This window comes from Streptomyces sp. NPDC089915, from assembly GCF_040684675.1.
Classification (GTDB): Bacteria; Actinomycetota; Actinomycetes; order Streptomycetales; family Streptomycetaceae; genus Streptomyces.
The window spans coordinates 1-13,974 of the sequence record NZ_JBFBGN010000027.1; the positions used below are offsets into that span (position 1 = coordinate 1).

At 72.4% G+C, this 13,974-nt stretch carries 13 protein-coding genes and 1 tRNA gene; 9 read left to right on the forward strand and 5 right to left on the reverse strand.

What is annotated here, in order from left to right:
* Positions 1 to 95 precede the first annotated feature (95 nt).
* Both AB0O29_RS11400 and AB0O29_RS11405 read right to left on the reverse strand, forming a co-directional pair.
* Positions 96 to 1,511, reverse strand: coding sequence for a M1 family metallopeptidase (locus AB0O29_RS11400; protein ID WP_365149659.1), 1,416 nt, complete (start codon positions 1,509 to 1,511; stop codon positions 96 to 98).
* 20 nt (positions 1,512 to 1,531) lie between these two features.
* A complete protein-coding gene (locus AB0O29_RS11405) occupies positions 1,532 to 2,059 on the reverse strand; it encodes a heme-binding protein (protein ID WP_365149662.1) in 528 nt (175 codons plus the stop codon).
* Between the two features lie 451 nt (positions 2,060 to 2,510).
* Between AB0O29_RS11405 and AB0O29_RS11410 the strand changes: the two genes are divergently transcribed.
* The 4 genes from AB0O29_RS11410 to AB0O29_RS11425 are packed head-to-tail and all read left to right on the forward strand — an operon-like array spanning position 2,511 to position 5,379.
* The gene (locus AB0O29_RS11410) at positions 2,511 to 3,650 is read left to right on the forward strand and encodes a sensor histidine kinase (RefSeq protein WP_365149825.1); all 1,140 of its coding nucleotides are present in this window, start codon (positions 2,511 to 2,513) and stop codon (positions 3,648 to 3,650) included.
* Complete coding sequence (locus tag AB0O29_RS11415) at positions 3,647 to 4,270, forward strand: response regulator transcription factor (RefSeq protein ID WP_365149665.1); 624 nt, start codon at positions 3,647 to 3,649, stop codon at positions 4,268 to 4,270. Before AB0O29_RS11410 ends, AB0O29_RS11415 begins: the two co-directional genes overlap by 4 nt.
* Positions 4,271 to 4,330: 60 nt before the next feature.
* Complete coding sequence (locus AB0O29_RS11420) at positions 4,331 to 4,834, forward strand: hypothetical protein (protein ID WP_365149668.1); 504 nt, start codon at positions 4,331 to 4,333, stop codon at positions 4,832 to 4,834.
* A gap of 35 nt (positions 4,835 to 4,869) precedes the next feature.
* Positions 4,870 to 5,379 carry a GNAT family N-acetyltransferase gene (locus tag AB0O29_RS11425; RefSeq protein WP_365149671.1) on the forward strand — a complete coding sequence of 170 codons (510 nt, stop codon included), beginning with the start codon at positions 4,870 to 4,872 and terminating at the stop codon, positions 5,377 to 5,379.
* Between the two features lie 36 nt (positions 5,380 to 5,415).
* On the opposite strand, the gene AB0O29_RS11430 is transcribed toward AB0O29_RS11425, so the two are convergent.
* The gene (locus tag AB0O29_RS11430; RefSeq protein WP_365149674.1) at positions 5,416 to 6,096 is read right to left on the reverse strand and encodes a pentapeptide repeat-containing protein; all 681 of its coding nucleotides are present in this window, start codon (positions 6,094 to 6,096) and stop codon (positions 5,416 to 5,418) included.
* Positions 6,097 to 6,263: 167 nt separating this feature from the next.
* Here AB0O29_RS11430 and AB0O29_RS11435 point away from each other — a divergent pair, with 167 nt between their 5' ends.
* On the forward strand, positions 6,264 to 7,658 hold the full coding sequence (locus AB0O29_RS11435) for an FAD-binding oxidoreductase (protein WP_365149677.1): 1,395 nt from the start codon (positions 6,264 to 6,266) through the stop codon (positions 7,656 to 7,658).
* A gap of 87 nt (positions 7,659 to 7,745) precedes the next feature.
* Here the strand turns inward: AB0O29_RS11435 and AB0O29_RS11440 are convergent.
* Positions 7,746 to 7,818 (reverse strand) — tRNA-Thr (locus AB0O29_RS11440).
* 161 nt (positions 7,819 to 7,979) lie between these two features.
* Between AB0O29_RS11440 and AB0O29_RS11445 the strand changes: the two genes are divergently transcribed.
* The 4 genes from AB0O29_RS11445 to AB0O29_RS11460 all read left to right on the forward strand — a co-directional run bounded on the left by AB0O29_RS11445 (position 7,980) and on the right by AB0O29_RS11460 (position 12,162).
* Positions 7,980 to 9,362 carry an RNA-guided endonuclease TnpB family protein gene (locus AB0O29_RS11445; protein ID WP_365149680.1) on the forward strand — a complete coding sequence of 461 codons (1,383 nt, stop codon included), beginning with the start codon at positions 7,980 to 7,982 and terminating at the stop codon, positions 9,360 to 9,362.
* A gap of 276 nt (positions 9,363 to 9,638) precedes the next feature.
* A complete protein-coding gene (ugpC, locus tag AB0O29_RS11450) occupies positions 9,639 to 10,715 on the forward strand; it encodes a sn-glycerol-3-phosphate ABC transporter ATP-binding protein UgpC (RefSeq protein ID WP_365149683.1) in 1,077 nt (358 codons plus the stop codon).
* 203 nt (positions 10,716 to 10,918) lie between these two features.
* The gene (locus tag AB0O29_RS11455; protein ID WP_365149686.1) at positions 10,919 to 11,332 is read left to right on the forward strand and encodes a hypothetical protein; all 414 of its coding nucleotides are present in this window, start codon (positions 10,919 to 10,921) and stop codon (positions 11,330 to 11,332) included.
* Between the two features lie 53 nt (positions 11,333 to 11,385).
* A complete protein-coding gene (locus AB0O29_RS11460) occupies positions 11,386 to 12,162 on the forward strand; it encodes a nucleotidyltransferase family protein (RefSeq protein WP_365149689.1) in 777 nt (258 codons plus the stop codon).
* 174 nt (positions 12,163 to 12,336) lie between these two features.
* On the opposite strand, the gene AB0O29_RS11465 is transcribed toward AB0O29_RS11460, so the two are convergent.
* Complete coding sequence (locus AB0O29_RS11465; protein WP_365149692.1) at positions 12,337 to 13,896, reverse strand: DoxX family protein; 1,560 nt, start codon at positions 13,894 to 13,896, stop codon at positions 12,337 to 12,339.
* Positions 13,897 to 13,974: the final 78 nt, after the last annotated feature.

Below are 13,974 nucleotides of genomic sequence, written 5' to 3' on the forward strand. Positions count from 1 at the left end.
AGGGCGGCCCCGCGGCGTCTGGTGCGTGCTCTCGGCGTGCCGGGCGAAAGCCCGCACCAGGCGCCGCGGGGCAGACGGGAGTTTGACGACAGGCCCTAGCCCTTCGGGCGGTCCTCCCCGTAGAGCCACACGTCCCACACCTTCTTCAGACCCACGCCCGTCCGCCGCTCCGCGTACGCGGTGAAGTCCGCCGTGCTCGCGTTCCCGTACCGGTGGTCGGCCGCCCAGCCCCGCAGCAGGTCGAAGAACCTCGCGTCCCCCACCTCCTGCCGGATCCGGTGCAGCACCATCGCACCCCGGTAGTAGACGGGGTCGTCGGAGATGTGCGCCGCATCGGGCGGCGAGGCCGGCGGGAAGGCAGCCCAGTCGACGTCCGCGTGGTCGTCGACCGACGTGTCACCCGCCAGGAACGCCTCGAACCGCCGCTGCGCGGACACGCCCCCGTGGGACTCCGCCCACAGCCACTCCGCGTACGTGGCGAACCCCTCGTTCAGCCACATGTCCTTCCAGGACTTCGGCGACACCGAATCCCCGAACCACTGGTGCGCCAGCTCGTGCAGCACCAGCTCCTCGTCCGGCGCACCCGAGTACACCGGCTTGGTCTGCGTCTCCAGCGCGTACCCCAGGGTCCGCGCCGGCATCACGATCGAACCCACCGTCCCGAACGGATACGGCCCGAACCTCGCGCTCCCCCACTCCACCATCTCCGGCACCCGCGCCAGCACGGCACGGCTCGCCTCTTCCTCCCCGGGCGCCACCGCCTGGTACACGGACACCCCCGAAGGGGTCTTCCCCGTGGTCACCTTGAACTTCCCCACGGCGACGGTCGCCAGGTAGCTCGCCATCGGCTCCGCGCTGTGCCACGCGAACTCGGTCCGCCCGTCCCCCACGTCCCGCCGGGAGCGCAACTCCCCGTTGGACACGGCCTCGTAGCCGCGGGGAACGGTCACCGTGACGTCGTACGTCGCCTTGTCACTGGGATGGTGGTTGCCCGGGAACCAGCCCATCGACCCCACCGGCTCGCCCACGGCGACCGCGTCACCGCCCTCGGCGGTGATCCAGCCCTCCTTGGACCCGTCCGGATCGACCAGGGCCTTCGGCCGCCCGCTGTAGTCCACCCGCGTACGGAACACCTCGCCCTTGCGCAGGTCCTCGGCCGGACGCACGGTCAGCTCGTTGCCGGTGCGGTTGAACCGCGCACCCGCACCCTGCACCTCCACGCCCTCGACCTTCAGCCCGCTGAAATCGAGGTTGAACGAACTCAGCCCCTGCACGGCCTTCGCGGTGATCACCGCCGTCCCGTGCAGCTCCCCGTCGGCCGGGTCGTACGCCAGGTCCAGCGCGTAGTGCTCGACGTCGTACCCGCCGTTGCCCGCCCGGGGGAAATAGGGATCCCGCAGCCCCGAAGCACCGGGCCGCCCCTGCACCGTCGCCCCCGTACACCCCGTGGTGAGGGCGAGCAGGAGGACGAGGGCGGGGGCGGCGAGACGGATGAGCGTGCGGTGTTCCACACGCCCGATCCTAAGCGGGGCTACTTGCCCAGGGCCTCGACACCGGCCTTGGCGAACTTCTCGTCCAGGTCACCGCTCGGCGCGCCGGCCACACCGACGGCGGCGACGGGCGCACCGCCCGCCTGGACGGGGGCGCCGCCGGCGAGGAAGAGGGTGCCGGGGATGTCCTTCAGGTTCGGGGCCTGCGCGAGACGGCCGGCCAGCACCGAGGTCGGGGCGTTCCAGGACACGGCGGTGTAGGCCTTGCGCTCGGCGGACTCGTAGGACTGCGGGCCGGCGCCGTCACCGCGCAGGGTGACGATCGTGTTGCCGTTGCGGTCCACGACGGCGACCGTGACCTTCTGGTTCTCCTTCTCCGCGGCGTTCAGCGCGGCCTGGGCGGCGCGGGTGGCGGCGTCGACGGTCAGGTGGGTCGAGGTGGTGAAGTTGTTGCTCTTGACCTCGTCCTTCTTCGCAGGGGCGGCGCTCGCGCTGACGGCCCCGAAGGTCCCGGCGCCGAGGACGACGGCGACGGCGGTACCGGTGAGGACGCGGGTACGGGTGTTCATCTCTGCTCCTGGTGGTCTCGACTGGCTCCCTCCAACCATCACCGCCGACCCCGCCCCACCCCGTCCCCGTACCGGCTCGCCCCGGCGACCGCACCGGTTGACGCGGGGGTCATCCGATCGGCCGATGCGGCGGGGCCGGCCGCCCGGTTTCCTGGGGCTGCGGGACCGGTCCCCGCACCACTCCGCCCGTCTGCGGACCGTGTCCCGGGGGCTCCGCCCCCAGCCCCCCGCGCCTCGATCTCCCCCGGCCACCGTCGGGAGGTGCCCCCGGCGAGGCTGGATGCGGCCGGGCGGCCCCCCACCCCGCCGGCGCAGCCGACCCGCAGCCGCCCCGTAACCGCCCGGCCAGGGCAGCGGCAGCGGCGTCACAATGGAACAGCCACCACCCCCCAGGAGCCCCGCCGTGAGCCACCCCCCGCGGAAACCCGACACCCGCGCCCTGGCCACCGTCATGCACACGGCGTTCTTCCTCCTGCTCGGCGCCTCCGTGGCCCGCTTCCTCCTGCGCCACCCCGGCGAACCCCGCACCCCCTGGGTCATCGCCCTCAGCGTCACCCTGGCCCTGCTCTACGTCCTCGGCCCCGCCGTCGGCGGCACCGGCCCCTCCCCCGCCCCCACCCACCGCCGCCGGCTCTGGCTCGGCCTCGTCGTCGCCACCTGGGTCGTCCTCGTCGTCCTCGCGCCCAGCTTCGCCTGGTGCGCCGTCCCCCTGTTCTTCACCGCCCTGCGCACCCTCCCCCCACGCGCCGCCGTCGCCCTCGTCGCCGTCCTCACCGTCTTCGTCGTCGCCGCCCAGCTCAAGCTCTCCACCGCCTTCGACCCCAACCTCCTCCTCGCCCCGCCCGCCATCGCCGCCCTCGCCACCGCCGTCTTCATCCACATGGAACGCCAGGCCCAAGCGCAGCGCGCCCTGATCGACGACCTGATCCGCACCCGCCGCGAGCTCGCCGCCACCGAACGCCGCGAAGGCACCCTCGCCGAACGCCAGCGCCTGTCCATGGAGATCCACGACACCCTCGCCCAGCACCTCTCCAGCCAGCAGATGCTGCTCCAGGCCGCCGACCGCACCTGGGACACCGACCCCGCCACCGCCCGCGCCCACGTCCGCACCGCCAACGGCATCGCCGCCCGCGGCCTCGCCGAGGCCCGCCGCCTGGTCCACGACCTGGCCCCGCCCGAGCTGGAGAACGGCGCCGGCCTCGCCGACGCCCTGCGCGCCCTGGACGCCGGCCCCGACATCGAGGTCCGCTTCCACCTCGAAGGCGTCCCCGCCGTCCTCCCCGACCGCGCCGAATCCGCCCTGCTGCGCATCGCCCAGGGCGCCCTCGCCAACATCCGCGAACACTCCGGCGCCCGCACCGCCGCCCTCACCCTCAGCTTCCTCGGCGACCAGGTCGTCCTCGACATCGCCGACGACGGCACCGGCTTCACCGCCACCGACCCCGCCACCCCCGCCCCCGCCGACCGCGGCCACGGCCTCCCGGCGATGCGCGCCCGCGTGCGCCAGCTCGGCGGAACCCTCACGATCGAATCCACCCCGGGCGAAGGCACCGTCCTGTCCGCCTCGATCCCCCTGGAGCCCACAGGATGACGACGATCCTCCTCTGCGACGACCACGTCGTCGTCCGCGCCGGACTGCTGGCCCTCCTCGGCAGCGAACCCGACATCGAGGTCCTCGGAGAGGCCGGCAGCGGCGAAGAGGCCGTCGCACTGGCCGCCAAACTCCACCCCGACGTGGTCCTCATGGACCTCCAGCTCGGCGAGGGCATCGACGGCGTGGAGGCCACCCGCCGCATCACCGCCCTCCCCCGCCCCCCGCACGTCCTCGTCCTGACCACGTACGACACGGACGCGGACATCACCCGGGCCATCGGCGCCGGCGCGACCGGCTACCTCCTCAAGGCCGAACGCCCCGAAGAGCTCTTCGCCGCCATCCACTCGGCCGCCGCCGGCCGCACCACCCTCTCCGCCCCGGTCGCCAGCCGCGTGATGGCCCACATGCGGGGCACCCGCCCCACCCTCACCGACCGCGAACTCGACATCCTCGGCCAGCTCGCCCGCGGCCTCGGCAACCGCGACATCGCCCGCGCCCTGTTCATCAGCGAGGCCACCGTCAAGACCCACCTGGGCCGCATCTACGACAAGCTCGGCGTCGACACCCGCGCGGGCGCCGTGGCCGTGGCCAAGGAACAGCGCCTGCTCCCCTCCTGACCCGTCCCCCTCCCCGCCCCGACCCCCCGCCGCGCCCCGAGCCGTGACACCATCGGCTACGTGCTCGACATCGGCTATTCCCTCTCCCGCCGCTTCCCCGACCCCCCGCAGACCGACTACCGCTCGGCGGACGTCCACGCCCTGCGCCACGACCTCTTCTGCGGCGACGTCTACCTCGCGGACACCGAAAAGGACACCGAGGTGTCCACAGCCTGGGGATGGGTGCCCGTACTCGACTTCGCCTGGGCCCTGTGCGACATCGTCGAACAGCTCGACCGGGACCCCCGCGGCAGCCGCTCCTCCCACAGCCAGTACGCCGAACTCGACTTCACCGAGTCCAGCGACCGGATGCTCTTCGAACGCCGCTTCGGCTGGGTCGACGTCGAGGCCGACTGGATGCCGCCGGAGGAGGACCCGCTGACCTTCAGCCACCGCCTGCTGCGCCGCGAGGCCCGCGACTTCCTGCACGACCTGATCGCCGACCTCGTCGACATGCACGAGGGCCTCGGCGACAACCCCGTCATCTGGACCCTCCAGTCCCGCTTCCCCCGCGTCCCCGCCTGACCCGGCCGCCCGGGCACGACCGGCAAGAGGAGCCCATGCAGCTGCGCGACGTCACGCCCGACGACCTCGACGCCTACGTCCGCATGCGGTGCGACCCGGTCATGATGGCCGACCTCGGCGGCCCCCGGCCCGCCGCCGAGATGCCGGCCCTGATCCGGCGCGACACCGAGAAGGCGGCCGCCGACACCGCCTGGATCAAGATGATCGTCCCCGACCCCGCCACCCCCTGGATCGTGGCGGGCACGGTCAACCTCTGGGCCCACGACACCGACGACGGACCCCTCTCCGAGATCGGCTGGATGGTCCTGCCCGACCACCAGCGCCAGGGCCTCGGCAAACGCGCCGTCCGCGCCCTCCTGGAACAGGCCCGGGACACCGACCGCTGGGGAATCGTCCACGCCTACCCCTCGACCGCCAACGCCGCCTCCAACGGCATCTGCCGCTCCGTCGGCTTCCGCCTCGTCGGCGAGACCGACGTCCCGTTCGCCGGACAGGTCTTCCGGGCCAACCACTGGTCGATCGACCCCCGAACCGACCTCACCTGACACCCCCCGCCGGCCCCGCCCGGCCGACCGCGCCCGCTACCCCACCACCCGCACCCCCAGCTGCGCCGCCAGCGCCGGGGCCAGGTCGAACAGCTGCGACGGGCTGATCACCGCCCCCGCCAAGGACTCCAGCCCCCGCGCCACCCCCAGCTCCACCGCACCCCGCAGATCCACGTCCTTCAACCGCGCCCCCGTCACATCCGCACCCCGCAGCACACAGTCCCGGAACTCCACCCGCTCCAGCACCGCACCCCCGAAGTCCGGCTCCACCAGCACGCACCCCTCGAAGACCACGTCCCGCAACCGCGCCTGCCGCAGGTTCAAGTAGTCGATCTTCCCCCCGCGCACCACCACCCGCTCCAGCACCGCCCCGTGCAACTGCACCCCGCCGAGCCGCGCCTCCGTCAGCTCCACGTCCCTCAGCGACGCCCCGGACAGGTCCACACCCACCCCGCGGACCCCCTCCAGCACCGAATCCAGGATCCGCGCCTTCGCCAGCCCCGCCCCGTCCAGCCCGCACCGGCGCAGCGCACAGTCCATGAACCGCGCCCCGACGCCCTCCTGCCCCGACAGGTCGAGATCCGCGAACTCCAGCCCGTCGTAATCCCCGTCCGGCTCCAGACCACCGCCCTCCCACGCCACCAGCTCCGGCAGGACCACCTCCGCCCGCCGCGCCGCCTTCACCGACTGCCCGCCACTGCCACCACTGCGCACCATGCACCCATCGTGACCCCCCGCACCGACAATCGGCCCCACCACCGGCAAGGGCGCCCTGGAACCCCGACCACCCCGCCCCGCATCAGACACCCCGCACCCAACCCGCCCCCCACACACGACACCCCGCACCTGGACACCCCTCCCGCACCCCCTGTACCAACTCCCCCATGACGATCAACGGCGGTATCTCCTTCTGGTACGCGACCACCGGCCCGCACGTCGAAGGCACCCCCCACCAGCCACCCCGCGCCCCCCTCACCACCGACGCCACCGCCGACGTGGCCATCGTCGGAGGCGGCTACACCGGCCTGTGGACCGCCTACTACCTCAAGCGCACCGCCCCCGACCTGCGCGTCACCGTCCTCGAACAGAAGTTCTGCGGCTACGGCGCCTCCGGCCGCAACGGCGGCTGGCTCTACAACGGCATCGCCGGCCGCGACCGCTACGCCGCACTCCACGGCCACGAAGCCGCCCGGCGCCTCCAGCACGCCATGAACGACACCGTCACCGAGGTCATCGACACCGCCGCCGCCGAAGGCATCGACGCCGACATCCACCGCGGCGGCGTCCTCGAAATCGCCCGCACCCCCGCCCAGCTCACCCGCCTCAAGGCCTTCCACACCGCCGAACTCTCCTTCGGCGAGACCGACCGCGAGCTCCACGACGCCGCCGGCACCCGCGACCGCATCGACGTCGCCGACGCCGTCGGCTCCAGCTGGACCCCCCACGGCGCCCGCGTCCACCCCCTCAAACTCCTCCGCGGCCTCGCCGCCGCCTGCGAACGCCTCGGCGTCGTCATCCACGAGTCCACCCCCGTCACCGAGATCGCCCCGCGCCGCGCCGTCACCCCCTACGGCACCGTCCGCGCCCCGTACGTCCTGCGCTGCACCGAGGGCTTCACCGCCTCCCTCAAGGGCCAGAAGCGCACCTGGCTCCCGATGAACTCCTCGATGATCGTCACGGCCCCCCTCCCGCCCTCCGTGTGGAAATCCCTCAACTGGGCGGACGCCCCGCTCCTCGGCGACATGGCCCACGCCTACATGTACGCCCAGCGCACCGCAGACGACCGCATCGCGATCGGCGGCCGCGGCGTCCCGTACCGCTTCGGCTCCCGCACGGACAACGACGGCCGCACCCAGCCGGCCACCATCGCCTCCCTCACCACCCTCCTCACCACCTTCTTCCCGATCCTCACCGGCACCGAGATCACCCACGCCTGGTCGGGCGTACTCGGCGTCCCCCGCGACTGGTGCGCCACGGTCACCCTCGACGCCACCACGGGCCTCGGCTGGGCCGGCGGCTACGTCGGCTCGGGCGTGGCCACCGCCAACCTCGCCGCCCGCACCCTGCGCGACCTGGTCCTGGGCGAATCCACCCCCCTGACCGCCCTCCCCTGGGTCCACCACCGCGTCCGCCGCTGGGAACCGGAACCCTTCCGCTGGCTGGGCGTCCACGCCCTCTACGCCGCCTACCGCGAGGCGGACCGCCGGGAGTCGAGCACCCACACCCCGACGACAACCCCCCTGGCCCACCTGGCCAACCGCATCTCAGGCCGCTCCTGAGGGCACGCGAAAGGCCCCGGGTGATCACCCGGGGCCTTCCGCCTGTGTACGAATTCCCTCGATCAGATGCCATCTGACCTGGGACGGAGCCGCCTGTCGGAATCGAACCGACGACCTGAATATTACAAGTATCCCGCTCTGCCAACTGAGCTAAGGCGGCACAGGAACCACCCGCAAGAACATCGCGCGTGGAGCCGCCATCACTCTACACAGCCCCAGAATCCCCGAGCCATCACATAGACCGGGCCCCGTAACTCCCCATGCAAGCGTTCGTTGAACGTACTGGTGTGCCGTTCCGGAGATCAGCTCGTGGGAGGGACGATGGCGAACCGAATAACGGGAGAGGAAGCCCGGCGCATCAAGCGCGAACTCCTCGGGGTGAACGACCGGACCAAACACCGGGGAAGAACGATCGCACCCCTGAAAGGGCTGGTCAGGGAGCCGGGAACACAGCAGCGCGTCTACCGCTTCCGCTTCTACCCGACCACCGAGCAGGCGGCCCAGCTCACCCAGACCTTTGGCGCCTGCCGCTGGGTCTACAACGAGGGCCTGGCCCTCCGGGTGAAGGCATGGGAGGAGCACCGGGTCTCGCTGGGCTTCGCGGAGACCTGCCGAGCGCTGACCGGTTGGAAGCGCGTACGGAAGACGGCATGGCTGAAGGAGACCTCGTCCACGGTCCTCCAGCAGTCGCTGCGGCACCTGGACTCCGCCTTCTCCCGGTTCTTCAGGGGTTCGGCGAAGTATCCGAAGAAGAAGTCCAGACACCGCTCCAAGGACTCGGCCACCTACGTCCGCACCGGCTTCCGGTGGGTCGAGGACCCGGAGCGTCCCGGTACTGCCTCGGTCACCCTCGCCAAGCAGACGAAGCCACTCGACGTGCGTTGGTCGCGCGCGCTTCCGCCCGGGCATCTACCGGTGAAGCTCAACGTCACCCACGACCGGGCCGGCCGCTTCTTCCTCTCCGTCCTGGTGGAGGAAGTGATGGCCCCGCTCCCCGAGGTGTTCCTCCCGGGCGGCCGCGAGCCCAAGGCCGTGGGCCTCGACCTCGGACTCGCGACGCTGGTGACCATGGACGACGGGGAGAAGCTCCCACACCCCCGCCTCCTGGCGAAGTACGAGAAGCGGCTCGCGTCCCTCCAGCGCGACCTGCACCGAAAGACGAAGGGGTCGAAAAACCGGGGGAAGGTACGGGAGCGGATCGCCCGCGTGTACGCCTCGATCGGTGACGTCCGCCGTGATCAGCTGGACCAGTTCACGACCCGCCTCGTGCGCGAGAACCAAGTGCTCGTGGTGGAAGACCTGCCGATCGTCAACCTCCTGCGTGCGGGCACGGGCAAGAACAGGCGCCGCAAGGCGGCCCTGAACCGTTCCATCACCGACGCCGCCTGGGGCGAGCTGCTGCGCCAGCTGCGCTACAAGTGCGCCTGGTACGGCCGGACCCTGGTGGTCGTGGACCGGTTCTTCCCGTCCACCCGGCGCTGCTCCGCTTGCCACACCAAGGGGCCGAAGCTCGACGTGTCGGTCCGCAAGTGGACCTGCGTGGAGTGCGGTGCCACCCACGACCGGGACGAGAACGCGGCGGTGAACCTCCGGGACGAGGGGATGCGGCTGTACTGGGCAGTGGCCATGGCGATGCCGCCCGGACGCGTGCCGCCGAGTGTGATCAAGGCTTCGGAGCTACTGGAACTCGTACCGGCGGCATAGCGAAGTGAGTGCAGTACGGACCGACGGGCCGTCGGCCGCCATGCCTGTGGAGCCTGCGTAGGACCGCCCAGGCGCGACCCCCAGGGTCTCGTCGGGTCGGCAGCGGGTGCCGAAGCAGGAACCCAGGTCAAAAAGCGGGTGCTCTGGCATCCGCCCCGTCAGATTGCTGACAGAAGCCCTCACACCGGGTAGCGTCGGCCCGAGTCCTGAATATTGGACTAGACCTTCCACTCGGATCGTCCGGCACGTTCCTGCCGGTAGAAGGGATGCATCACCATGGCTTCCGTCACCTTCGACAAGGCGACCCGCCTCTACCCCGGCGGCGACAAGCCCGCCGTCGACCAGCTGGAGCTGGAGATCGAGGACGGCGAGTTCCTCGTCCTCGTCGGGCCCTCCGGCTGCGGCAAGTCCACCTCGCTGCGCATGCTCGCCGGCCTGGAGGACGTCAACGGCGGTGCCATCCGCATCGGGGACCGCGACGTCACGCACCTGCCGCCCAAGGACCGGGACATCGCGATGGTGTTCCAGAACTACGCGCTGTACCCGCACATGACCGTCGCCGACAACATGGGCTTCGCGCTCAAGATCGCCGGCGAGGACAAGGCCACCATCCGCCGCAAGGTGGAGGAGGCGGCGAAGATGCTGGACCTCACCCAGTACCTCGACCGCAAGCCCAAGGCGCTCTCCGGCGGCCAGCGCCAGCGCGTCGCCATGGGCCGGGCCATCGTGCGCAAGCCGCAGGTGTTCCTCATGGACGAGCCGCTGTCGAACCTCGACGCCAAGCTCCGCGTGTCCACCCGTACGCAGATCGCCGCGCTCCAGCGCGACCTCGGCATCACCACCGTGTACGTCACCCACGACCAGGTCGAGGCCATGACCATGGGCGACCGCGTGGCGGTGCTCAAGGACGGCCTGCTCCAGCAGGTGGACACCCCGCGCAACATGTACGACCGGCCGGCGAACCTCTTCGTCGCCGGGTTCATCGGCTCGCCCGCCATGAACCTGGTCGAGGCCCCGATCACCGACGGCGGTGTGAAGTTCGGGGACAGCGTGGTGCCGGTGTCGCGCGAGGCGCTGTCGGCGGCCGCCGACGCGGGCGACAAGACCGTCACCGTGGGCGTGCGCCCCGAGCACTTCGACATCGGCGAGAGCGGCGGTCTGACGATCACCGTGAACGTGGTCGAGGAACTGGGCGCCGACGGCTACGTCTACGGCAGCCGGGACGGCCAGGACATCGTGGTGCGCGTGGGCGGCCGCCAGGTGCCCGAAAAGGGCTCCTCGCTGCACGTGGTGCCGCGCGCCGATGAGATGCACGTGTTCTCGACGTCGACCGGGGCACGGCTCTCCGGCTGATCCGCAGACCGGTCCGCGGGAGGGGTGCTCCGTCAAGGGGCGCCCCTCCCGCGGCAGTTGCGGGCGGGGCTCCCCACGAACCCCGGCAGACCGGGCCATTCGGCCGCACGCGTCAACCCGTAAATCGAAAAGCCACGTCGAACCATCCCCCGACCGGGTGACTAAATGTCGCCAAATCCTCACCGAGCGCTACTCTCGCCCTCGTGACCCACACTGCCCGCCGAATCGGCCGTTCCCTCGCCCTGGTCCTGCCCGTCGTCCTGGTCCTGTCCGGGACCCTCGCGGTCACCATGGTCCCCTGGGCGGACAACTCGCCCTCCCAGATCCTGACCGCCTCCGCCGAGGACGTCTCCGTGCCCGCGAAGCCGCGCGCCGCGCAGGACGTGCTGCGCGACAAGCTGCTGAGCGAGCTGCAGCAGGGGGAGAACCCGGGTGTCGTCCTCGGGCACCTGCAGGAGCAGGTGAACGGGCGGCCGTCGCTCGCCGAGCACTGCATGGGCATCGCCCGCGCGCTCGGCCGGGCCGCCGTCGAGGCCTACGGGCCCACGAAGGCCCAGTCGTTCTCCCGCCCGGTGTGCGACACCTCGTACGCGTCCGGGGTCGCCTCGATGGGCTGAGCGCCCGACGCGCCGCCCCCGCGGGGGCGGTGGCCGTCCCTACGCTGGCGGCCATGACCGACTCCCCCTCCCCGACCGCATCCGCACCACCCGTCGACCGCGCGGCCGCGTTCCCGGCCCCGCCCGTCCAGGCCGTCGTCCTGGCGGGGGGCCAGGGTTCGCGGCTGCGGCCGTATACGGACGACCGGCCGAAGCCGATGGTGGAGATCCCCGGTACCGGACTGCCGATCATCGGGCACCAGTTGGCGTGGCTGGCGGCGGAGGGGGTCACCGACGCCGTGGTGTCCTGCGGGCATCTCGCGGAGGTGCTGCAGGAGTGGCTGGCGGGGGCTGAGCTGCCGTTGCGGGTGACGACGGTGGTCGAGGAGGAGCCGCTCGGGCGCGGGGGCGGGCTGAAGTACGCGGCGCGGCGCCTGCCGTATCCGGGGCTGGCCTGGTACGCGACGAACGGGGACGTGTGGACGCGGTTCCCGTTGCGGGAGATGGCGGCGTTCCACGCGGAGCGGGGGGCGACGGCGACGCTGGCGCTGGCGCGGCCGCGGATCCCGTGGGGGGCGGTGGAGACGAACGGGCTGGGGCAGGTGCTGGACTTCGTCGAGGCGCCGCCGTCGCCTTATCTGATCAACGCCGGGGTGTACGTGTTCGCGCCTGAATTCGCGGCGTTGCTGCCGGACTTGGGGGACCACGAGCGGACGACGTTCCCGCGACTGGCGCGGGAGCGGCGGCTGGCGGGGTTTCCGCTGCCGCAGGGGGCCTACTGGCGGGCGATCGACACGGCGAAGGACCTGGCGGAGGCCGCACGGGAGTTGGCGGCTCACAGCGCCGTCTGAGGGCGCGGGGGCCCGCGCGGGCGGGTACGGCCGAGGGCCCGGCGCGCGGGTGCGTGCCGGGCCCTCGGGTCGTGCTCTCGTGTCGTGCTCTCGTTTCGTGCGCTCGTTTCGTGCGCTCGTTTCGTGCGCTCGTTTCGTGCGCTCGGGTCGTGCCGGGTGCCGGTCGGGTGTCGGTCAGCCGAGGAGGCCGCCGACGAGGCCGGGCTTCTTGGCGGTGGTGCCGTCCCCGCCGCCGGTGCGGCTGCCGGAGGAGCTGGCCGGGGGCTGCTGGGGGCTGGACTGCCTGGGGGCGGTGCCGCGGGGGCTCTGGCCGCCGCCGCTGCCCTTGGTGGCGCTGGGGGCGCCGGAGCCGGTGCCGGTGCTCTGGCTGGGGGCTCCGCTGCCGGTGCGGCCGGACTTGGCGGCGGGGGTGGAGGGGGAGGCGGAGGCGGAGGGCGAGGCCTGCTTGGAGGGCTGCTGCCGGGCGGGGCCGGACGGCTGGTGGGCCGGGGCCTGGGGCAGCGGGCTGCCGGGGAGGTAGTTGCTGGGGGCCTGGCCGGGGCCGGGGACGGTGACGACGGTGCTGGAGCGGACGGCGCCGCCGAGGAGGGAGCCGATGAGGAGGGTGAGTCCGCAGACGACGGTGGCCATGACGGCGCCGCGGCGCAGGACGCGGCGGCGCAGCCGCCACATCTCGGAGCGGGGGCCGAGGGTGCGCCAGGCTTCGCCGGCGAGGCGTCCGTCGAGGGAGTAGACGGGGGCGCCGGCGATGATCAGCGGGCTCCAGGCGGCGAGGTAGATGATGTCGGGGGCGTCGTAGGCGGGGACGGTCTTCCAGCTGACGGTCATCAGCAGGGCGGCGGACAGCAGGGCGCCGATGGAGGCGGCGAAGCGCTGCCAGAGGCCGAAGACGGTGAGGACGCCGACGAGGACCTGGAGGAAGGCGACGGTGAGTCCGGCGCCTACGGGGTGGGCGAGGGCGAAGTCGCGCAGGGGTTCGGCGAGGGCCCAGGGGTGCAGGGTGTGCAGCCAGGTGACCATGGAGCCGCGTTCGCCGCCGTCGAAGTAGACGGGGTCGCAGAGTTTGCCCATGCCGGCGTAGATGGAGATGAAGCCGAGGAAGACGCGCAGCGGGAGCAGGACGACGCCGAGGTTCATCCGGCGGCCGGGGTAGTAGGAGGCCTGGGCGCGGTTGTCGGCGGGGCGCCGGGTGTCGGTGCCGGGGCCGCCGTAGGGGGGCTGGTCCTCGTAGGACTGGCCGTACGGGGTGTCGTGGGGGTGGCGCGGCTGGTCGGGGACGGCGCCCAGCGGGCGGGTCTCGTCGGCGTAGCTGCGCTGGCCGATGACGGTGGGGGTGGCGAGGGTGTCCTCGGTGAGGTCGCGCGCGAGGTCCACCCGGGGGATGGTCTGGGTGGCGCCGCCGTCGTGGTCGTCGTGGCCCCGTCCGGCTTCGCGGACGGCTTGGAGGAGTCCGCCCGTGGCCGCGGCGTCGTCGCCGGGGGCGGTCTTGCCGCTCCAGACGACGGGGGCGCGGCGGCGGGTGGCTCCGGCGGCCGCGATGGCTCCGGCGGCGAGGACCGGTGCGCGGCCGGGGCCGGGGGCGTTCGCGGGCTTGGAACGCGCGCTCGGGCTCGGTGCGAGCCGCACGCGGAAGCTGGCGTGGTTGACGATGACCTGTGCGGGGTCGCACGGCACCTTGACCATGCTCAGCGCGGGCTGGTCGTCGAACCCTGACGTTCTGGTGTCCACACTCATCTAACCGAGTGATCAGTGTTTAGGACACTGCCTTGACAGCAGGGATCTGTCCGAGACCCGTCAAGATCAAGTCGCCCC